The 18,920-nt window shown below is 75.3% G+C and carries 20 protein-coding genes and 2 pseudogenes; 9 read left to right on the forward strand and 13 right to left on the reverse strand.

Features of this window, described 5'->3' with window-relative positions; genetic code table 11:
- Positions 1–5: 5 nt before the first annotated feature.
- Together I4I82_RS21985 and I4I82_RS21990 are read left to right on the forward strand one after the other, a co-directional pair.
- Complete coding sequence (locus I4I82_RS21985; RefSeq protein ID WP_218593670.1) at positions 6–1,475, forward strand: CYTH and CHAD domain-containing protein; 1,470 nt, start codon at positions 6–8, stop codon at positions 1,473–1,475.
- Between the two features lie 29 nt (positions 1,476–1,504).
- Positions 1,505–2,527 carry a PHP domain-containing protein gene (locus I4I82_RS21990; protein ID WP_218595979.1) on the forward strand — a complete coding sequence of 341 codons (1,023 nt, stop codon included), beginning with the start codon at positions 1,505–1,507 and terminating at the stop codon, positions 2,525–2,527.
- Between the two features lie 243 nt (positions 2,528–2,770).
- Here I4I82_RS21990 and I4I82_RS21995 read toward each other — a convergent pair whose 3' ends face one another.
- From I4I82_RS21995 to I4I82_RS22020, 6 genes are all read right to left on the reverse strand, one after another.
- Positions 2,771–3,148, reverse strand: a complete 378-nt coding sequence (locus tag I4I82_RS21995) for a cupin domain-containing protein (RefSeq protein WP_218593672.1) — start codon at positions 3,146–3,148, stop codon at positions 2,771–2,773.
- Between the two features lie 170 nt (positions 3,149–3,318).
- Positions 3,319–4,272, reverse strand: a complete 954-nt coding sequence (locus tag I4I82_RS22000; protein WP_226370185.1) for a carbohydrate kinase family protein — start codon at positions 4,270–4,272, stop codon at positions 3,319–3,321.
- Positions 4,265–4,708, reverse strand: coding sequence for an SRPBCC family protein (locus I4I82_RS22005; protein ID WP_172153823.1), 444 nt, complete (start codon positions 4,706–4,708; stop codon positions 4,265–4,267). The genes I4I82_RS22000 and I4I82_RS22005 overlap by 8 nt, the downstream gene beginning before the upstream one ends.
- Before the next feature lie 25 nt (positions 4,709–4,733).
- Positions 4,734–5,642: a hypothetical protein gene (locus I4I82_RS22010; protein WP_218594893.1), complete on the reverse strand. Its 909-nt coding sequence runs from the start codon at positions 5,640–5,642 to the stop codon at positions 4,734–4,736.
- Complete coding sequence (locus I4I82_RS22015) at positions 5,639–5,932, reverse strand: hypothetical protein (RefSeq protein WP_218594894.1); 294 nt, start codon at positions 5,930–5,932, stop codon at positions 5,639–5,641. Before I4I82_RS22015 ends, I4I82_RS22010 begins: the two co-directional genes overlap by 4 nt.
- Entirely contained in the window at positions 5,932–6,228 is a 297-nt protein-coding gene (locus I4I82_RS22020; RefSeq protein ID WP_218595980.1) for a YbaB/EbfC family nucleoid-associated protein, read from the reverse strand. The genes I4I82_RS22015 and I4I82_RS22020 overlap by 1 nt, the downstream gene beginning before the upstream one ends.
- Positions 6,229–6,308: 80 nt before the next feature.
- Here I4I82_RS22020 and I4I82_RS22025 point away from each other — a divergent pair, with 80 nt between their 5' ends.
- Complete coding sequence (locus I4I82_RS22025; protein WP_226370186.1) at positions 6,309–7,256, forward strand: asparaginase; 948 nt, start codon at positions 6,309–6,311, stop codon at positions 7,254–7,256.
- Between the two features lie 125 nt (positions 7,257–7,381).
- Complete coding sequence (locus I4I82_RS22030; protein WP_218595981.1) at positions 7,382–7,927, forward strand: FKBP-type peptidyl-prolyl cis-trans isomerase; 546 nt, start codon at positions 7,382–7,384, stop codon at positions 7,925–7,927.
- 69 nt (positions 7,928–7,996) lie between these two features.
- Here I4I82_RS22030 and I4I82_RS22035 read toward each other — a convergent pair.
- From I4I82_RS22035 to I4I82_RS22060, 7 genes and pseudogenes are all read right to left on the reverse strand, one after another.
- Positions 7,997–10,191: pseudogene (locus I4I82_RS22035) on the reverse strand (heavy metal translocating P-type ATPase).
- Positions 10,188–11,090, reverse strand: coding sequence for a DUF8832 domain-containing protein (locus I4I82_RS22040; protein ID WP_218590782.1), 903 nt, complete (start codon positions 11,088–11,090; stop codon positions 10,188–10,190). Before I4I82_RS22040 ends, I4I82_RS22035 begins: the two are co-directional and overlap by 4 nt.
- Before the next feature lie 2 nt (positions 11,091–11,092).
- Entirely contained in the window at positions 11,093–11,299 is a 207-nt protein-coding gene (locus I4I82_RS22045) for a heavy-metal-associated domain-containing protein (protein WP_218590781.1), read from the reverse strand.
- 59 nt (positions 11,300–11,358) lie between these two features.
- On the reverse strand, positions 11,359–11,640 hold the full coding sequence (locus I4I82_RS22050; protein ID WP_218590780.1) for a metal-sensitive transcriptional regulator: 282 nt from the start codon (positions 11,638–11,640) through the stop codon (positions 11,359–11,361).
- Positions 11,637–13,415 (reverse strand): annotated as a pseudogene (locus tag I4I82_RS22055) (heavy metal translocating P-type ATPase); the annotation flags it as partial. The gene I4I82_RS22050 and the pseudogene I4I82_RS22055, both read right to left, overlap by 4 nt.
- Before the next feature lie 12 nt (positions 13,416–13,427).
- Entirely contained in the window at positions 13,428–13,610 is a 183-nt protein-coding gene (locus tag I4I82_RS34505) for a hypothetical protein (protein WP_267460557.1), read from the reverse strand.
- A gap of 37 nt (positions 13,611–13,647) precedes the next feature.
- Positions 13,648–13,965, reverse strand: a complete 318-nt coding sequence (locus I4I82_RS22060; protein ID WP_218590779.1) for a PASTA domain-containing protein — start codon at positions 13,963–13,965, stop codon at positions 13,648–13,650.
- Between the two features lie 108 nt (positions 13,966–14,073).
- Between I4I82_RS22060 and I4I82_RS22065 the strand changes: the two genes are divergently transcribed.
- From I4I82_RS22065 to I4I82_RS22085, 5 genes are all read left to right on the forward strand, one after another.
- Positions 14,074–15,537, forward strand: a complete 1,464-nt coding sequence (locus tag I4I82_RS22065; RefSeq protein WP_218590778.1) for an aldehyde dehydrogenase — start codon at positions 14,074–14,076, stop codon at positions 15,535–15,537.
- Between the two features lie 45 nt (positions 15,538–15,582).
- On the forward strand, positions 15,583–16,062 hold the full coding sequence (locus I4I82_RS22070) for an SRPBCC family protein (RefSeq protein ID WP_218590777.1): 480 nt from the start codon (positions 15,583–15,585) through the stop codon (positions 16,060–16,062).
- Positions 16,063–16,128: 66 nt separating this feature from the next.
- Positions 16,129–17,403 (forward strand): type III glutamate--ammonia ligase, encoded by a 1,275-nt coding sequence (gene glnT, locus I4I82_RS22075; RefSeq protein WP_218590776.1) that lies wholly within the window; start codon positions 16,129–16,131, stop codon positions 17,401–17,403.
- Positions 17,403–18,263, forward strand: coding sequence for a class II glutamine amidotransferase domain-containing protein (locus tag I4I82_RS22080; RefSeq protein ID WP_218590775.1), 861 nt, complete (start codon positions 17,403–17,405; stop codon positions 18,261–18,263). The genes glnT and I4I82_RS22080 overlap by 1 nt, the downstream gene beginning before the upstream one ends.
- Positions 18,251–18,919, forward strand: a complete 669-nt coding sequence (locus I4I82_RS22085; RefSeq protein WP_218590774.1) for a glutamate synthase — start codon at positions 18,251–18,253, stop codon at positions 18,917–18,919. The genes I4I82_RS22080 and I4I82_RS22085 overlap by 13 nt, the downstream gene beginning before the upstream one ends.
- Position 18,920: the final 1 nt, after the last annotated feature.

An 18,920-nucleotide genomic window follows, 5' to 3' on the forward strand; every position in this document is an offset into this window, starting at 1 on the left:
AAGGAATGCCCGACACCACCGCACCGACCACCGTCCAGTATTTCCGCGGCGCCGCCGAGGCCGGCGCGCCGAGGCTGGCGGGTCTGCCGGGGGTGCACCGCGACGAGCCGGGGCCGACGGAGGTCCGCGAGGTCGAGCGCTACGACACCGACGACCGCCGCCTCGCCGCGGCCGGCATCACGCTGGCGCTCCACCGGGGCGACGGCCCGCCGCAGTGGCGGCTCGCGCTGCCCGACGGCGACCACGACGAGCACCTCCGCGTCCCGCTGGCCGCCGACGCGCCCGACCCGGCCCCCGTGCCCGCCGAGATCGAGGAGCTGACCCGCGGCGCCGCGCGCGACCGGGTCGTGCGCCCCGTCGGCAGGGCCCGGACCACCCGCAGCGTGACGCGGCTGGTCGGGGACGGCGGCGCGGTCGTCGCCGACGTCGTGCACGACCACGTCACCGTGGCCACGCTGGGCCGCTCGACGGAGCTCGTCTCGTGGGCCGAGGCCGCGCTGCACCCGCACGAGGGCGCGTCCGGCGAGCTGCTCACCGAGCTGGCCGGGCGCTTCGCCGACGACGGTCTGGAGCCCGCCGCGCCCGGTGTCGAGGCCGAGCTCGACCGGCTGCTGCGGCCCGCGGGCGTGCGCCGTGGACGGGCCGGGAAGAAGGGGTCGTCGGGGGCCGCGCTGATGGAGTACCTCGGGGCGCAGGCCGAACGGCTCGCCGCCGAGGACCTGCGGGTGCGCCGCGACGAGCCCGACGCCGTGCACCAGCTGCGGGTGGCGTCGCGGCGGATGCGCAGCGCGCTGCAGGCGTTCCGGCCGCTGCTCGACGTCGAGCGGACCGAGCCCGTCGTCGAGGCGCTGCGGGAGCTGGGCCGCGCGCTGGCCCCCGCCCGCGACGTCGAGGTGCTGCGCGAGCGCATCCTGGGCGGGCTCGCCGACCTGCCGCCCGAGCTGCGGCTGGGGCAAGCCGAGGCGTTCACGACGCGGCACTTCGCCCGCCTCGAGGCCGAGGCCAGGGCGGCCGTGCTCACCGAGCTCGACGGCCCCCGCTACACCGCGCTGCGCGGCGCGGTCGACGCCCTGCTCGACGAGCCCCCGCTGACGAAGGCGGCGCGCTCGCGCACGGGACTCGACGACGGCGTGAGGAAGGCGCGGCGGCGGCTGCGCAAGGCGGTCGAGGTGGCCGTCGAGCCCGGTCCGGAGCAGGAGACGGCCGTGCACACGGCGCGCAAGGCGGGAAAGCGGCTGCGGTACGCGACGGAGGTCGCGGGCACGAAGGACAAGCGCCTCAAGCGGCTGCAGACGGCGCTGGGGGAGCACCAGGACGCGGTCGTGGCGCGGGACGCGCTGCGCGAGCTGGGGGCGGCGGCGCACGCGAGCGGGGAGAACGGCTTCAGCTTCGGCGTGCTGCTGGGCCGCGACGTGGAGCGGGCGCTGCGGATCGAGCAGGAGCTGCCGGCGCTGTGGAAGGCGGCGCGGCGCTGAGGCTCGTGGCTCCTGCGACAATCGCGGCCGTGAGCGACGACCGCGACCCCGTGGCGGACCTGCGCCGGGCGGCGTTCCTGCTCGAGCGGGCCCACGAGTCCACCTACCGCGTCCGGGCCTTCCGCACGGCCGCGTCCGTGCTGGCCCGCCGCGACCGGGACGAGCTGGTCCAGCTCGCCCTGTCCGGTGAGCTGGTGCGGCTCAAGGGCGTCGGCGAGGTGACGGCGCGGTGCGTGGTGGAGTCGCTCAGCGGCGAGGTCCCCGTCTACCTGCGCCGCCTCGAGGCCACCGAGGGCACGCCGCTCGACGAGGCCGCGCAGGCGCTGAAGCAGGCCCTGCGCGGTGACTGCCACAGCCACACCGACGCCTCCGACGGCGGCTCACCGCTGCGCGAGATGGTGCAGACCGCGCGCGAGCTCGGGCACTCCTACCTCGTCGTCACCGACCACTCGCCGCGCCTGACCGTCGCCAACGGGCTGTCGCCGGAGCGCCTGCGCGCGCAGCTCGAGCAGATCGCCGAGCTCAACACCGAGCTCACCGACTTCCGCGTCCTCACCGGGATCGAGGTCGACATTCTCGACGACGGCGCGCTCGACCAGGACCCCGACCTGCTCGACCAGCTCGACCTCGTCGTCGCCAGCGTCCACTCCAAGCTGCGGATGCCGCGGGCGGAGATGACCGAGCGGATGCTGACGGCCGTGGCGAACCCCCACGTCGACGTCCTCGGGCACTGCACCGGGCGGATGGTCACGGGCAAGCGGTCGCGGCCGGAGTCGGAGTTCGACGCCGACCGCGTCTTCGCCGCCTGCGCGGAGTACGGCGTGGCGGTGGAGGTCAACTCGCGCCCCGAGCGCCTCGACCCGCCCAAGCGCCTGCTGCGCCTGGCCGTCGAGGCGGGCTGCGACTTCACGATCGACACCGACGCCCACGCCCCCGGCCAGCTCGACTGGCTGGGCAACGGGTGCGAGCGGGCGGTCGCGTGCGCCGTCCCGACCGAGCGGGTCCTCAACACCTGGCCGGTGGAGGAACTGCTCGACCGCACCCGCGCCTGAAGAACCCGCGCGAGTGTGCCGGTCCCGCCCGATGAGTATGCCGATCCCCCGGCGAGTCTGCCGGTCTGCGTCGGCGAGTCGGCCGACTCGTGCGCAGTCACACCCCGACTCGTGCGCAGTCACACCCCGACTCGTGCGCAGTCACACCCCGACTCGTGCGCAGTCACACCCCGACTCGCGCGCAGTCACACCCCGACTCGCGCGCACTCAGAGCCCGACTCGCGGGTTTTCGAGGCGGAGTGCTCAGGCCAGCTCGAAGTCGGCGAAGTCGAAGCCGGGGCTCACCACACAGCTCACCAGGGCCGGCTCCGGCCCGAGCAGCCGCGCCGACTGCCACACCCCGGCCTCCACCACCTGCTGCGGGCGGGCGGCCTCGAGGACCGCGGGCACTCCGTCCACCGTCAGCTCCACCGGCGAGCCGGAGTGCCAGAGCCACACCTCGGCCGACGCCACCCGGTGCCGGGCCGAGACGCCGTCGAGCAGGTAGAGGATCGCCGTGGCCGACGGCCGCGCGCCGCTCGGCGTGTCGACGACGACCGGCGAGGTCCAGGTGCGCCGGTACCAGCCGCCCTCGGGATGGGGTGCGAGGTCGTGAGCTGCGGCTTCCGGGGGGATCGACATCCCCGCATCCTGACGCAACGCGACGCGCCGACCCGATGGAGGGCCGCCCGAACCGGTGCCTGGACTGGCGCCGGGCACCCTGCGCGGTCGATGATTCGTGCGGGGTCGCAAGCAGACCCGAGGGTGGGACGGCGGCGAATGGATCTGGGGCGTCGTCGTCCCACCCTGGGTCAGGACCCCGCGGCGGACCGCAGCTCGTCGGCGGTGGGTGGGTCGGCCCCGCGCCGCGAGCAGGTGATGGCCGCGGCCCGCGCGGCGAGGTCGAGCAGGGCGTCGAGCCGTTCGGCGTCGAGCGCGCGCAGGGCGTCGCGCCGGTCGGCTCCCAGCAGGTCGCGCTCGTGCAGCCCGGCGAGCAGCGCGGCCGAGAACGTGTCGCCCGCTCCGACGGTGTCGACCACCGTGACCGCCACCCCCGGCCGCCGCGTGCGCAGCCCCGCCGCGGTGCCGGCGAGCACGCCGTCGCCGCCCAGGGTGACCGCGACGAGCGCCGGCCCCCGCGCGATCCAGTCCTCCAGCGCGGCCTCCGGCGAGAGCCCGAGCCACTCGAGGTCCTCCGAGCTGACCTTGACGACGTCGGCCACGCCCAGCAGCGCGTGCACCCCGCGCAGGACGTCGGCGGGGTCGCCCATCAGCAGCGGGCGGCAGTTCGGGTCGTAGCTGACGGTCGCGGTGGCCGCCGCCCGGGCGAGCATCGCGCGCAGCGGGCGGTCGCCGGGTGCCGTGGTCAGGGCGAGCGAGCCGGAGTGCACCGCGACGACGGGGCCGTCGAGCGCGCCCGCGAGCTCGTCGTCGGTCCACTGCCAGTCGGCGGTGCCGGCGATGCGGAAGTCGTAGCTCGGCACGCCCTCGTCGTCGACGGTGACCAGCGCCATCGACGTCTGCTCGACGGCCGGCACGACGTGGTCGAGCTGCACGCCGTTGTCGGCGAGGTGCGCGCGCATGCGGGCGCCGAGCGGGTCGCCGGCCAGGCGGGCGAGCATCCGCGCGGGGACGCCGAGCCGCGCGAGCCCGACCGCGACGTTCGCCGGGCTCCCGCCGGGCGCGATCTCCAGGTACCCGCCGACCGGGGCGGGCACCAGGTCGACGAGCGCCTCGCCCGCGACGGCGACGATCCCGTCAGCCACGCACGGCGCCGTCGAGGTTGGCCAGCACGCCGTCGTAGATCCTGGCCAGGCCCTTCGGGGCGAACAGCCGCTCGAAGAACCCGCCGATGCCGCCGGCGCCGTTCCACGTCGAGGTGACGGTGACGGTGCTGCGGTTCGTGCCCTCCGACCGCACGCGCCACGTCGTCACCATGCTGGAGTTGGCGTCGCGCTCGACGAGGGTGGTGTGGTCGGGGGCCTCGACGTCGACGAGCTGATCGCGCACCCGCTTCTCGGTGGCCGCGAGCTTCCAGTGCACCCGGCTGCCCGCCCCCTGCCCGCCCGACTCGACCCGGTACTCGGTGAACCGGTCGGTCAGGATCTGCGGCCGGACCTTCTCGTAGTCCGCGAGCGCCGCGCTGATGTCGGTCGCGGGGGCGTCGATCACGCGTTCGGCCGTCGCCGTCACCTGTGCCATGGCGCCATCCTGCCCGGTGACCGGCTCAGGACGGGGCGGGGGCCTCCCAGCCCTCCTGGCTCGCCCGCACGCCCGACCACTGCTTGCCCCACTCGGTGACCTCGGCGGCCGGGCTGTCGTCGAGGTCGTCGGCGACCTCCCGCACCCTGGGGTGCGCAGGCGGCAGGACGACCCGCGCCTGCGCGGCGGTGACGCGCAGCGCGGCGGCGATCTGCCCGGCCGCGCCCGCCGCGTTCTCGACGGCCCCGAGGAGCTCGGAGATCTCGTGCGCGATGCGCCCGCCGAGCGTGAGGGCCTCGCCGACGGCCCATCCGGTGAGGACCGCGACGCTGCCGCCGAAGGTGAAGAACGCGGAGACGGCCGCGACGACGACCTGCTTCGCGAGCCACCAGACGAAGTCGGCGATCCGGTCGCGGATCAGGGCGCGGGTGGTGCCGACCATCGCGCCGGTGCCCAGGACCAGCTCGGCGAGCGCCTCGGCGTCGTCGCCCGCTCGGTGCAGGCGGTCGGTGAAGCCCGCGACCGCGCCCCCGTACGCCTCGCGCGTCGCGCCGTCCCATCCCGGGACCGCGGCGGCGCCGTCGGCGTAGGCCATGGCCGCGCGGTGCAGCTCCGTCCCGACGTTGTGCCAGGTCCGAGCCTGCGCCGCGATCTGCGTGGGGTCGCCGGCCAGCGCGTCGAGCGGCTCGTGCAGGAAGTCCACGTGCTCGATCAGCCAGCCCAGCCCGGCCGTGGCGAGCGCACCGAATGGGTCGGCCAGGGTGCCGAGCGCGTCGAGGCCGAGCCCGGCGGTGGAGAACATGATCTGGGCCGGGTCCGCGGCGGCCCACGCCGCGCCGACGTCGGTGGTGCTCGAGTACAGGCCGGCGCCCTCGGCGCTGTCCCACGCCACCTGGTCCTCGTTCTCGGGCTCGACGATCAGCGGGTTCGTCACGACGGTCCGCCGAGCAGGCCGCGGTTGTGCGCCTCGGTGCGCCGGTAGCCGTCCTGGGTGGCGCGCAGGCCCTCGGCGAAGCGCGCGCCCGCAGCAGCCAGCTCGCCGACGGCCCGGGAGGCGTCGGCGGCCGCCTGCGTCGCGGCACCGGCGAAGACCGTGCCGATGACCCCGTAGGCGGCGCGGTCCAGCGGCCGCCCGGCCTGCGAGGCGCGCTCCAGCGCGGTGACCACGTGCTCCTCGACCCACGCGATGTGGTCGTCGACGCCCGTGAAGACGAAGCCGTCCATCACGCCTCCAGCAGCGGTGCGACGGCCTCCGCCACCAGCCGGTCGACCTCCGCCTGCGCCCGTGCGGCGGTCTCGACGACGAGCGCCGCGAGCTGCACCCGCGTCAGCTCGGCGCTGCGTTCGGCGAGCTCGAGCCGGCGCAGCGCCCCGCCGGGCGCGACGGTGACCGTGACGGCCCCGTCCGCGCTGGCCGCCGTGCCCTCGACGCCCGCGAGCACGACCCGCGCCCGGTCGGCCCGGGACGTGAGGTCCGCGAGGCGGTGCTGGTAGCCGTCCAGCCACTGTCGTCCGTCCATGGGCGCGGACCGTACGGAGCCCGCGCCGTCCCCGTGGCCGTTCAGAGGAATCCGGCCGCGCTCCCGTAGCGTCCCGGCCCGTGATCGACGATCGGGCGCAGGCCCTGGCCCACGTGGTGCGCGGCGGAGCGGTGGAGTCGGTGCACCGCGGGCACCTCGTGGCGCTCGACGGCGGCGGCGCGGTCGTGCTGCACCGCGGCGACCCCGGCGCCACGGTCTTCGCGCGGTCCGCGCTCAAGCCGGTGCAGGCCGTCGCGATGCTGCGCACCGGGCTCGACCTCGACGGCGAGCTCCTCGCCCTCGCCTGCGCCAGCCACTCCGGCGAGCCGCGCCACGTCGACGGGGTCCGGCGCATCCTGGCCGGCGCCGGCCGCACCGAGGACGACCTGGCCAACACCCCCGCCTTCCCGCTCGGCGAGGACGTCGGCGCGACCTGGCGGGCCGACGGGTTCGGACCGTCGTCGCTCGCGCAGAACTGCTCGGGCAAGCACGCCGGGATGATCGCGACCTGCGTCGGGGCGGGGTGGCCCGTCGACGGCTACCGCGACCCGGCGCACCCGCTGCAGGAGGCGATCCGGGCGACGGTGCAGGAGCTCACCGGCGACGTCGCCGAGCACGTCACCGTCGACGGCTGCGGCGCCCCGCTGTACTCCTGCACCCTCACCGGCCTCGCGCACGCGTTCGCGCGGCTGGTGCTCGCCGAGCCCGGCACGCCCGAGCACCGGGTGGCGGCCGCGATGTCGGCGCACCCGGAGTGGGTCGGCGGGCTGGGCCGCGACGTCAGCGCGCTCATGGCCGGCGTGCCCGGGCTGGTCGCGAAGGACGGGGCCGAGGGCGTGTTCGCGGCGGCGCTGCCCGACGGCGGGGCGGTGGCGGTGAAGGTGCTCGACGGGGCCGCCCGCCCGCTGCCGGTGGTGGTGTCCGAGGCCCTGCGCGCCCTGGGCGCCGACGTCCCGGAGGAGCTGGGCCGCCGTCCGGTGCTGGGCGGGGGAGAGCCGGTGGGGGAGGTGCGGGCGGTCCTGCGCTGACCTGCCCGCGAGTCGGGGTGTGGTGGCGGGTGAGTCGCGGTCCCGCTGTGGGCGAGTCGGGATGTGGCTGTGCACGAGCCGGGCCCGGCTGCGGCGACGACCGCGCTGCGTGGTCTGCTGGCCGGATGAGACGGCTCCTGCTCCCCGCACTCCTCGTCGTGACGCTCGCCGGTTGCGGCGGCGCCGCCGAGACCGCCGCCCCCACCGCCGCGTCCCCGTCCGCCGCCCCGTCGGCCGCCGCCACCGCGGCCGCCCCCGCCGGGCCCGAGGGCGGCGTCCCCGGCCTCACCGGCGAGCCCGCCGACCTCACGGCCCCGACCCAGGCCGGCCCCGGCACCGGGGCCCCGCCGACCGAGCTCCTCACCGAGGACGTCGTCGTCGGCGAGGGCGCGGCCGCGACGCAGGCCGACACGGTGCAGGTCCGCTACACCGGCACGCTCTGGTCGGACGGGTCGGTCTTCGACAGCTCCTGGTCGCGCGGCGACGAGCCGATCGAGTTCCCGCTCGACCGGGTCGTGCCGGGCTTCTCCCAGGGCATCGAGGGCATGGCGCCCGGCGGCCGCCGGGTCATCGTCATGCCGCCGGACCTGGCCTACGGCGACAACCCGCCCCCCGGCCTCCCCGCCGGCGCCACCCTCGTGTTCGTGGTGGACCTGGTGGCGATCAGCTGATCCGGCGGTGATCACCGGGAGTGCGACGTGGTGGTCGTGTCGACGACCGTGGCGACACACTCCCGACGATCACCGCGCCGCCCGGAACCCCCGCAACCGCAGGCTGTTCGCCACCACGAACACCGAGCTGAACGCCATCGCCGCCCCGGCGATCATGGGGTTGAGCAGGCCCGACGCCGCCAGCGGCAGGGCCGCCACGTTGTAGGCGAACGCCCAGAACAGGTTCCCCTTGATCGTGCCCAGGGTGCGGCGGGACAGGCGGATGGCGTCGCCGACGGCCCGCAGATCGCCGCGCACCAGGGTGAGGTCGCTCGCCTCGATCGCGACGTCGGTGCCGGTGCCCATCGCGAGGCCGAGGTCGGCCTGGGCGAGCGCGGCCGCGTCGTTGACGCCGTCGCCCACCATCGCGACGACCCGCCCCTCGTCCTGCAGCCGCTTGACGACGTCGAGCTTGTCGGCCGGCAGCACCTCGGCGATCACCTCGTCGATCCCACCTCCGCCGCGACCGCGTGCGCGGTGGTCGCGTTGTCGCCGGTGAGCAGCACCGGCCGCAGGCCGAGGCGGCGCAGCTGGGCGACGGCCTCGCGCGAGGTCGGCTTCACCGTGTCGGCGACGACGAGCACCGCCCACGGCTCCCCGTCCACCGCGACGACGACGGCGGTCCGGCCCTCCCCGAGCGCGGTCTCCAGCGCCTCGGGCAGCGGCGCGTCGACGAGCGCGCGGCGCCCGACCACGACCTCGCGGCCGTCGACGGTGCCCCGCACGCCGAGCCCCCCGACGTTCACGAACGCACCGACCTCGGGCAGCGGCCCCCGCTCCCGCGCCCCCGCGACGACGGCCGCGGCGACCGGGTGCTCCGACGCCGCCTCCACCGCGCCGGCCAGGCGCAGCGCGAGGTCGGCGTCGACCCCGTCGGCGACGTGCACGCCGACCAGCGCCATCCGGCCGGTCGTGACCGTGCCGGTCTTGTCGAGCACCACGGTGTCGACGCGGCGGGTCGACTCCAGCACCTCCGGGCCCTTGATCAGGATGCCCAGCTGCGCACCGCGCCCGGTGCCGACCAGCAGCGCCGTCGGCGTGGCCAGCCCGAGCGCGCACGGGCACGCGACGATCAGGACCGCGACCGCCGCGGTGAACGCCGTCGCCGCCCCCGCGCCGGTGCCGAGCCAGAAGCCCAGCGTGGCCGCGGCCAGCGCGATGACGACGGGCACGAACACCCCGGACACGCGGTCGGCCAGGCGCTGCACCTGCGCCTTCCCGCTCTGCGCCTCCTCGACGAGCCTCGCCATCTGCGCGAGCTGGGTGTCGCCGCCGACGCGGGTGGCCCGCACGACGAGCCGCCCGCCGGAGTTGACGCACGACCCGACGACGGCGTCGCCCGGCCCGACCTCGACCGGCACGGGCTCGCCGGTCAGCATCGACGCGTCGACGGCGGAGCTGCCGTCCTCGACGACCCCGTCGGTCGCGATCTTCTCTCCGGGCCGCACGACGAACCGGTCGCCGACGCGCAGCGCGTCGGTCGGCACCCGGGTCTCGACGCCGGCCCGGAGCACGGCGACGTCCTTCGCCCCCAGCTCCAGCAGCGTCCGCAGCGCCGCCCCGGCCTGCCGCTTGGACCGCGCCTCGAACCAGCGCCCGGCCAGCAGGAACGTCGTGACGCCGGTGGCGACCTCGAGGTAGATGTTGCCGGCGCCGTCGCTCGGGGAGATCGTCAGCTCGAAGGGGTGCACCATCCCGGGCGTGCCGGCGGTGCCCCAGAGCAGGGCGTAGAGCGACCACGCGAACGCGGCCAGCACGCCCATCGACACCAGCGTGTCCATCGTGGCGGCGCCGTGGCGCAGGTTGGTCCAGGCGGCGCGGTGGAACGGCGCCGCCGCCCAGACGACGACCGGCCCGGACAGCGCCAGCACGATCCACTGCCAGTACGTGAACTGCCACGCCGGCACCATCGACAGCGCGACGACCGGCACCGTCAGCACGATCGAGGTGACCAGCCGCTCGCGCAGCGGGTCGGCCTCCTCGGCGGGCACGGGGTCGGCCTCGGGCAGCGCCGCGGTGTACCCGGCCGCCTCCACCTGCGCGACGAGCACCGCAGGGTCGACGCCGCCGGGCGCCTGCACGCGCGCCTTCTCGGTGGCGTAGTTGACGCTGGCGCTGACGCCGTCGAGCTTGTTGAGCTTGCGCTCGACGCGGTTCGCACAGGACGCGCACGTCATCCCGCCGATCGCCAGCTCGATCTCGGTCACGGGGAGCGTCGCGGTCATCGGGGTGCCTCCTCGTGCGAGTGCGGCAGCAGTTCGGGATCGACAGGAGCGGCGGCCCCGGACGTCGGCACCGTGAACTCCGCGGTCCGCACGACCCCGCCGTGCGAGAAGTCCAGGAACAGCCGGTAGACGGCCTCGCTCGGCACCTCGGCCACGAACCCGATCGCGGGCCCGGCCGGGCCGTCGGCGGGGTGGACGTGCAGGTAGGCGAGGTCGCCCCCGCGCAGCGCGACGAGGTGACCGTAGGCGCCGAGGTAGGGGTCGAGGTCGGTGACGGGCGCGCCGTCGCGGTTCACGGTGAGCGTGACGGGCGACGCGCGCCCGGCGGTGAGCTCGCCGTCGAGGGTGACGGTGTAGCCGTCGACCTCGGCCGTGCGGCTCGGCGCGTGCTCCACCGGCGTGAAGGTGCCGGGCACCGCCACGTCGACGCCCAGGGTGACGGGCTCGCCGCCGGTGGGGGCGAAGTCGGCGAAGGCGCGGTAGCTGCCGCCCTCGGGCAGGTCCAGCGGCACGCTCCACGTGCCGTCGGCGGCCATCTCCGGGTGGACGTGCCGGAAGCCGGTGCCGTCGCGGCGCACCACGACCAGGTGCATCCGCTTCTCGTGCTCGACGTCGAACGCGGTGACCGGGGCGCCGTCGGGGCCGGTGATCCGGAACGCGAACGGGCCGCCGGTGTGCGTGGTGGCGGCCGGGTCGAGCGTGTAGCCGTGCTCGGTGCGGGCCAGCCCGGCGGGCAGGCCCGGTGCCTCCGTGACGGTGCCGCCGTGGACGTCCCCGTGGGCCGCTGCGGCGGGTGCCGCGGCGACCGGGGGACCGACAGCGGATCCGACGCCGAACGCCCCGGCCGTGACCAGGACGAGCGCCGCACCGTAGACGGTCAGCGTGACTGCGGGTCGCATCGTCAGGCGGCCACGACGTACCCCGCCTCCGCGACGGCGGCGCGCACGGCGCCCTCGTCGAGGGGGGCGGTGCTGCGGACGGTGACGACGCCGGTCGGGAGGTCCACGGCCACGGCGGTGACGCCGTCGATCTCGGTGATCTCCTCGGTGACCGACGCGACGCAGTGCTCGCAGGTCATGCCGGAGACGGTCCAGGTGTGCTCGGTCATGCGATCTCTTCCTTCGCTGCGTGGGGGAGTGCTGCGTGGGGGAGTGCTGCGTGGGGGAGTCAGGAGCGGACGAGGCGCGCGATGGCCGCGCTGGCCTCGGCGACCTTGTCGTCGGCCGCCTGCCCGCCCTGCGCCACGGCCTCGGTGACGCAGTGGCGCAGGTGCTCGTCGAGCAGGCCCAGCGCCACGGCCTCGAGGGCCTTGGTGGCGGCGGAGACCTGCGTGAGCACGTCGATGCAGTACTTGTCGTCCTCGATCATCCTGGCGATGCCGCGCACCTGGCCCTCGATGCGCTTCATGCGCTTGAGGTACGCGTCCTTGTCCTGGGCGTATCCGTTCACGACCCCACCATACTCTGGGGGGGTAGGGTACGCAGGTCGACCCGGCGCAGGAGCTGCGCGTTCAGCGCGACCACCACCGTCGACAGGCTCATCGCGACGGCCGCGGCCGCCGGCGGCAGCACGAACCCGACGCCCGCGAGCACGCCCGCGGCCAGCGGCACCGACAGCACGTTGTAGCCCGTGGCCCACACCAGGTTCTGCACCATCTTCCGGTAGCCCGCGGCGGACAGGCGCCGGACGGCGAGCACCGTGCGCGGGTCGTCGGAGGCCAGCACGACCCCGGCCGAGCGCCGCGCCACATCGGTGCCCGCCCCGATCGCGATGCCCACGTCGGCGCGGGCCAGCGCGGGGGCGTCGTTGACGCCGTCGCCGACCATCGCCACCCGCAGCCCGCGCTCCTGCAGCCGCGTCACGGCGGCGTCCTTGTCGGCGGGCAGCACCTCGGCGACGACCTCGTCGACGCCGACCTCCGCCCCGACGGCCTCGGCGACGTCCCGCGCGTCACCGGTGAGCAGGACGAGCAGGACGACCCGCACGCCGGCCGCGTGCAGCCCGTCGACGGCGGCGCGCGACTCCGGCCGCACCGCGTCGGCCAGCGCGATCGCGCCGACCACCGCCCCGTCGCGCACGACGTGCAGCACCGTGGCGCCCGCCGGGAACGCGGCGTCGAGCGGGTCCAGGCCGAGCTCGCGCAGCAGCGCGGGGCCTCCGACGGCGACCTCGCGGCCGTCGACGACCGCCCGGACGCCGCGCCCGGTCAGCGAGCGGAAGTCGCGGGCGGGCGGGACGTCCGACGCCGCCGCCACGACCGCGCGGGCCAGCGGGTGCTCGGAGTCCGACTCGGCCGCCGCGGCCAGCGCCAGCAGCTCGTCGCGCTCCACGCCCGGGGCGGGGGTGACGGCGACGACGGCGGGCTCGCCGCGCGTCAGGGTGCCGGTCTTGTCGAACAGCACGGCGTCGACCGAGCGCATCCGCTCCAGCGCGAGCCGGTCGGTCACGAGGATGCCCGCGCGGGCCGACATCGACGTCGAGAGCGCGATGACCAGCGGGATCGCCAGGCCGAGCGCGTGCGGGCACGCGATCACCAGGACCGTGACGGTCCGCTCGACGGCGGACCCGACGTCGCCCAGAGCCGTCCAGACGGCGAACGTCAGCGCCCCGGAGCCCAGCGCGAACCAGAACAGCAGCGCGGCGGCGCGGTCGGCGAGGGCCTGTGCCCGCGAGCGCGACGCCTGCGCGTCGGCGACGAGGCGGCGGATGCCGGCCAGCGCGGTGTCCTCGCCGACCGCCGAGACCCGCACGCGCAGCGCGGAGTCGGTGGCGATCGTGCCGGCGACGACCCTGTCACCCGTGCCGCGCGGCACGGGCCGCGACTCGCCGGTGACCGTCGACTCGTCGACCTCGGCCGCCCCCTCGGTCACCGTCCCGTCCGCGGGCACGCGGGCACCGGAACGCACCAGGACGACGTCGCCGACGGCGAGTGCGGCGAGCGGCACGGGGGCCACGGCGCCGTCGGGACCGACCCGCTCGGCGGAGTCGGGCAGCAGCTCGGCCAGCGCGTCGAGCGCGCCCGAGGCCTGTCCGAGCGCCCGCATCTCCAGCCAGTGCCCGAGCAGCATGATCACGACCAGCAGCGCGAGCTCCCACCAGAAGTCGAGCATCAGCCCGCCGACGCCGAGCGTGGTGGCGGCGCTCGCCCCGGCGGCCACGGTGATCGCGAGGGCGACCAGCGTCATCATCCCGGGGCGCCGCTCCCGCAGCTCCGCGACGGCGCCGGTGAGGAAGGGTCACCCGCCGTAGAGGTAGAGGAGCGTGCCCAGCACGGGCGGGACCGGTGCGGCCCAGGCGGGCACGGAGTAGCCGAGCAGGTCGGCGAACATCGGGCTCGCCGCGACGACGGGGACGGCGAGTGCCAGGCTCAGCCAGAACCGGTCGCGGAACCGCGCGGCGTGATCGTGGTCGTGGGTCATGGACCCACGAACGGCATACCCCCGGGGGGTATTACACTCAGCAGGCCTCGTCCTTCAGCACCACGCCGAGGTCGATCATCGAGTCCTCGGTGAGATCGGTGCCGGCTGCGGGGATCTGCTCGCAGACGCGCCACTCCGCGTCGACCACCTGCATCCGGCCGGCGCCGGTGCGGTCGTGCGAGGTCACCGGCACGCCGAAGTTGGTGAGGACCTGCACGGTGTCCTGTGCGGACTGCAGGTCGACGCCGACGACGTCGGGCATCTCCCACGTCGGGCTCCCGGCGCAACCGGCGGCGGACGGCACCGTGACGCACAGTGCCGTGAGCAGGGCGGGGAGGAGCCGGCTTCGGGTCACGCCTGTATGTCGCCGAGGTGGCTCCGGTGTTACCGCCGGGTACACGTGCGCGGGTCCGGCGCGCCTCGTAACGTCCCCCGCGCAGACCCGCACGGCGAGGAGGACGGCATGACCGAACGGTTCCGGATGCTGATCGGGGGTCGCGCGGTCGACGCGGCCTCGGGCCGGACTTTCGAGTCGGAGAACCCCTACACCGGGCAGCCGTGGGCCGAGGTGCCCGACGGCGGGCCGGAGGACGTCGACGCCGCCGTGGCCGCCGCCCGCGCCGCGCTCGACGGCGAGTGGGGCTCCCTCACCGGCTTCGCCCGCGCCGCGCTCCTGCGCCGCCTCGGCGACCTCATCGGGGAGAACGCGGAGCGGCTGGCCCGCCTGGAGGTCAACGACTCCGGCAAGCTCTACCGCGAGATGATCGGCCAGCTCACGGGCCTGGGCTCCTGGTACCACTACTACGCGGGCCTGGCCGCCACGCTCGAGGGCCGCCAGATCCCCGCGCCCAACCCGAACTTCCTCGTCTACACCCGCCGCGAGCCCGTCGGCGTGGTCGCCGCGATCACGCCGTGGAACTCCCCGCTGCTGCTCATGACGTGGAAGCTCGCCCCCGGCCTCGCCGCGGGCTGCACGTTCGTCGTCAAGCCCTCGGAGCACGCGCCGGCCTCGACGCTGGGCTTCGCCGAGCTGTTCGAGCGGGCCGGGTTCCCGGCGGGCGTGCTCAACGTCGTCACCGGGCTCTCGCGGGAGACCGGCGCCGCACTGGCCGGGCACCCGGGCGTCGACAAGGTGGCGTTCACCGGCTCCACGGCCACCGGCCGCTCCGTCGCGCACGCCGCCGCGGAGAACCTCAACGCCGTCACCCTCGAGCTGGGCGGGAAGTCGCCGCAGATCGTCTTCCCCGACGCCGACCTCGCCGCCGCGGCCAACGGCCTGATCGCCGGGGTCTTCGCGGCCACCGGGCAGACCTGCATGGCCGGGTCGCGGCTGATCGTCCACGAGTCGGTGCACGACGAGCTCGTGCGGCTCGTCGCCGAGCGCGCCGCCACGATCAGGCTCGGTGACCCGAACGACCCCGACACGGAGATGGGCCCGGTCGCCAACGCCCCGCAGTACGAGAAGGTGCTCGGCTACCTGCGGACCGCGCGGGACGAGGGCGCGACCGTGGCCCACGGCGGTGCCGCGTCCGAGGTCGGGGGCTACTTCGTGCAGCCCACGGTGCTGTCGGTGAAGCCGTCGGACACGGTCTTCCGCGAGGAGGTCTTCGGGCCGGTCCTCTCGGCCGTCACCTTCGGCACGGAGGAGGAGGCGCTCGAGCTCGCCAACGACACGCCCTACGGCCTGGCCGGCGCGGTGTGGACGAAGGACGTGCACCGGGCGCACCGGGTGGCGGCCAAGGTCCGGGCCGGCACGGTGTGGATCAACGCCTACCGGGTAGTGGCGCCGAGCGTCCCCTTCGGCGGCATGGGGCAGTCGGGCGTCGGGCGGGAGAACGGGATGGAGGCGGTCCTGGCCTACACCGAGAACAAGTCGGTCTGGGTCGAGCTGACGGGCGGCACGCGCGACCCGTTCGTCATCGGCTGATCGGCCGCCGGGGTTGCGACGGACACCACCCGGGTACGCGACCTCATGGACACCGACAAGAAGCTGCAGGCGACCAAGGTCATCGACGCCCCCGCCGAGGCCGTGTTCGCGGTGCTGTCCGACCCGAACCGGCACTCCGCGATCGACGGTGCCGACTCGATCCGCGGCGTCGAGGGCACCACACCTCCCATCTCCGGCATCGGCCAGGTCTTCACCATGAACATGCACGCCGACGACCTCGGCGACTACCGCATGGTCAACTCCGTGACCGCCTACGTGCCCGGCGCGCGCGTCGGCTGGGCGCCGAAGGTCGACCCGACCTGTGAGCTGGCCGAGAAGCTCGAGGGGATGGACGCGAGCGGCCACACGTTCACCTACGACCTGCGCGAGGTCGACGGCGGCACGGAGGTCACCTCGGTCTACGACTGGACCGGCGTCAAGGACCCGCAGTTCGAGAAGATGTTCCCGCGGGTGTCGCAGGAGCAGCTGGCCGGCACGCTCGACCGGCTCGCCTCCGCGATGTAGCCGACCGGCGGCACCGTTCACCGATCCGTAACCCGCCCGGGGTTTCTCTGCGTGATACTTCGTCTCATGTCAGGAGACCTCGCGGCCCGGGCGGCCGCGGACGGCGTCACGTTCCTGCTCGCCGTGTTCGTCGACCTCGCCGGGAAGCCGTGCGCCAAGCTCGTGCCGGTCGAGGCGGCCGACGAGTTCGAGTCCGACGGCGTCGGGTTCGCCGGGTACGCGGTCGGCGCGATCGGCCAGCAGCCCAGCGACCCCGACCTCGTCGCGATGCCGGACGTCGCCACCTACACGCCGCTGCCGCAGGTGCGCGAGGGGCTGGCGCTGGTGCACTGCGACCCGCACGTCGACGGCGTGCCGTGGCCGTACGCACCGCGCGTCATCCTCAAGGCGGCGCTGGAACGGGCGGGCGACCTGGAGCTGCGCGCCGGCGCCGAGGTCGAGTACTTCCTCGTCACCCGCGACGCCGAGGGCCGCCTCAGCCCGGCCGACGTCCGCGACACCGCCGCCCAGCCCTGCTACGACGCCCGCGGCCTCACGCGGATGTACGACCACCTCACCGAGGTCTCCACCGCGATGAACCGCCTCGGCTGGGGCAACTACGCCAACGACCACGAGGACGGCAACGGACAGTTCGAGCAGAACTTCACCTTCGCCGACGCCCTCACCACGGCCGACCGCGTCGTCACCGCCCGGTACCTCATCTCGGTGCTCGCCGAGCGCCGCGGGATGACGGCCACGTTCATGCCCAAGCCCTTCACCGACCGCACCGGCAGCGGGATGCACCTGCACCTGTCGCTGTGGCGCGACGGCGAGGCGCTGTTCCCCGGTGACGGCGGGCTGTCCCCGCTCGCGCGGGCGTTCCTCGCGGGCGTGCTCGACCACGCGTGCGGGCTGCAGGCGGTGATCGCGCCGACCGTGAACTCCTACAAGCGGTCCGGTGCCACGTCGACGCGCTCGGGGGCCACCTGGTCGCCGCGCCGCGCGACCTACGGCGGCAACGACCGCACCCACCTCGTCCGGGTCCCCGACGCGAACCGCATCGAGCTGCGCGGCGCCGACGGCTCGGCCAACCCCTACCTGGCGCTGGCCGCCACGCTCGCCGCCGGCCTCGACGGCGTCGCACGCGACCTCGACCCCGACGACGTCGACGGCGGCGAGCTGGCCCCGACGCTCCTGCACGCCGTCGACGCCCTGGTCGCCGATCCCGTGGTCAGCGGAGCTCTCGACGCCGCGGGCCCCGGGGTGTGCGACTACGTCGCCGACCGGGCCCGGACGGAGTTCCTGGACTGGCACGGCACGGTGGGCGAGTGGGAGATCGACCGCTACCTGACGGCCTTCTGATGTGCGGCATCGTCGGCCTGCACCTGCGGGACCCGGAGCTGCACCCGCGCCTGGGCGTCCTGCTGGAGACCATGCTCGGCCACATGTGCGAGCGCGGCCCCGACTCGGCGGGCGTCGCGGTGTACGGCGACCGCAGGCGCTGCCCCGAGGGCTGGGCCGCGGTGTCGCTGCTGGACGCCCCGCCCGACCTGTCCGTCCCCGGCGCGCTGATCACGGCCGCGGGGGACACCACCGTCGTCGCCGCGCCGCTGACGGTCGACGAGCTGGTCGCGGCGGTGCGCGGCACGGGAGCGCTGGTCGTGGGCTCGGGCACCGACCTCACCGTCTACAAGGGCACCGGCCACCCCCGTGACCTCGCCCGCACCTACGACCTCGCCGGCGCGCAGGGCTGGCAGGGCCTCGCGCACACCCGGATGGCCACGGAGTCGGCGGTCACGGCGTCGGGCTGCCACCCGTTCTCCGTCGGGCCCGACCAGTGCCTGGTGCACAACGGCTCGTTCGCCAACCACGCCACGATCCGCCGCGAGCTGGAGGCCGACGGCGTGGTGTTCGACAGCGAGAACGACTCGGAGGTCGGCGCGCGGTTCGTCGCCTCCCGGCTGGCCGCGGGCGACGACCTCGACAAGGCGCTGCGGCTGCTCTGCGAGCGCTTCGACGGCTTCTACACGCTGCTGGTGACCAGCGCCGACGGGTTCGCCGTCGTCCGCGACGCCATCGCGTGCAAGCCGGCGATCATCGCCGAGACCGACGCCTGGGTGGCGATGGCGTCGGAGTTCCGGGCGCTGGCCGAGCTCCCGGGCATCGACCGCGCGAAGATCTGGGAACCGGAACCGGAACGGGTGCACGCATGGGTGCGGTGATCGACCTGACCTCGTCGACGGTGCGGGAGCTCAACGCCGAGCTGCACGCCCCCACCGCCGAAACCTACGAGGTCCTCCACCCGCGCGGCGCGCACGCCGTGGCCGCCGGGCTGCACCACCCGATCGCCGTCGACGTCCGCGGCCACGCCGGGTACTACTGCGCCGGCATGAACCAGCTCGCCGAGGTCACCGTGCACGGCAGCGTCGGCACCGGCGTCGCGGAGAACATGATGTCGGGCGTGGTGCGGGTGCGCGGCGACGCGTCGCAGTCGGCGGGCGCCACCGCGCACGGCGGGCTGCTCGTCATCGAGGGCAGCGCGTCGATGCGGTGCGGGATCTCGATGAAGGGCGTCGACGTCGTCGTCGGCGGTGACATCGGCCCGATGAGCGCGTTCATGGCCCAGGCCGGGCGGCTCGTCGTGTGCGGCGACGCCGGGGAGTCGCTCGGCGACTCGATCTACGAGGCGCGGATCTACGTGCGCGGTTCGGTGGCGTCGCTCGGCGCCGACTGCGTCGAGAAGCCGATGGCCGACGAGCACCGCGCCGAGGTGGCGGAGCTGCTCGCGGCCGCCGGGCTCGACCACGACCCGGCCTCCTTCCGCCGCTACGGGTCCGCGCGGCGGCTCTACCACTTCACGGCGGGGAACGAGTACTGAG

This window comes from Pseudonocardia oceani (assembly GCF_019263585.2).
GTDB classification, from domain to species: Bacteria; Actinomycetota; Actinomycetes; order Mycobacteriales; family Pseudonocardiaceae; genus Pseudonocardia; species Pseudonocardia oceani.

Excerpts from the sequence above, each read along its gene's own strand:
- I4I82_RS21985 (WP_218593670.1), top strand. The coding sequence starts at position 6 with ATGCCCGACACCACCGCACCGACCACCGTCCAGTATTTCCGCGGCGCC.
- I4I82_RS21995 (WP_218593672.1), bottom strand. The coding sequence starts at position 3,148 with ATGTCGATCCCCCCGGAAGCCGCAGCTCACGACCTCGCACCCCATCCC.
- I4I82_RS22005 (WP_172153823.1), bottom strand. The coding sequence starts at position 4,708 with ATGGCACAGGTGACGGCGACGGCCGAACGCGTGATCGACGCCCCCGCG.
- I4I82_RS22015 (WP_218594894.1), bottom strand. The coding sequence starts at position 5,932 with ATGGACGGCTTCGTCTTCACGGGCGTCGACGACCACATCGCGTGGGTC.
- I4I82_RS22020 (WP_218595980.1), bottom strand. The coding sequence starts at position 6,228 with ATGGACGGACGACAGTGGCTGGACGGCTACCAGCACCGCCTCGCGGAC.
- I4I82_RS22030 (WP_218595981.1), top strand. The coding sequence starts at position 7,382 with ATGAGACGGCTCCTGCTCCCCGCACTCCTCGTCGTGACGCTCGCCGGT.
- I4I82_RS22040 (WP_218590782.1), bottom strand. The coding sequence starts at position 11,090 with ATGCGACCCGCAGTCACGCTGACCGTCTACGGTGCGGCGCTCGTCCTG.
- I4I82_RS22045 (WP_218590781.1), bottom strand. The coding sequence starts at position 11,299 with ATGACCGAGCACACCTGGACCGTCTCCGGCATGACCTGCGAGCACTGC.
- I4I82_RS34505 (WP_267460557.1), bottom strand. The coding sequence starts at position 13,610 with ATGACCCACGACCACGATCACGCCGCGCGGTTCCGCGACCGGTTCTGG.
- I4I82_RS22065 (WP_218590778.1), top strand. The coding sequence starts at position 14,074 with ATGACCGAACGGTTCCGGATGCTGATCGGGGGTCGCGCGGTCGACGCG.
- I4I82_RS22070 (WP_218590777.1), top strand. The coding sequence starts at position 15,583 with ATGGACACCGACAAGAAGCTGCAGGCGACCAAGGTCATCGACGCCCCC.
- glnT (WP_218590776.1), top strand. The coding sequence starts at position 16,129 with ATGTCAGGAGACCTCGCGGCCCGGGCGGCCGCGGACGGCGTCACGTTC.
- I4I82_RS22080 (WP_218590775.1), top strand. The coding sequence starts at position 17,403 with ATGTGCGGCATCGTCGGCCTGCACCTGCGGGACCCGGAGCTGCACCCG.
- I4I82_RS22085 (WP_218590774.1), top strand. The coding sequence starts at position 18,251 with ATGGGTGCGGTGATCGACCTGACCTCGTCGACGGTGCGGGAGCTCAAC.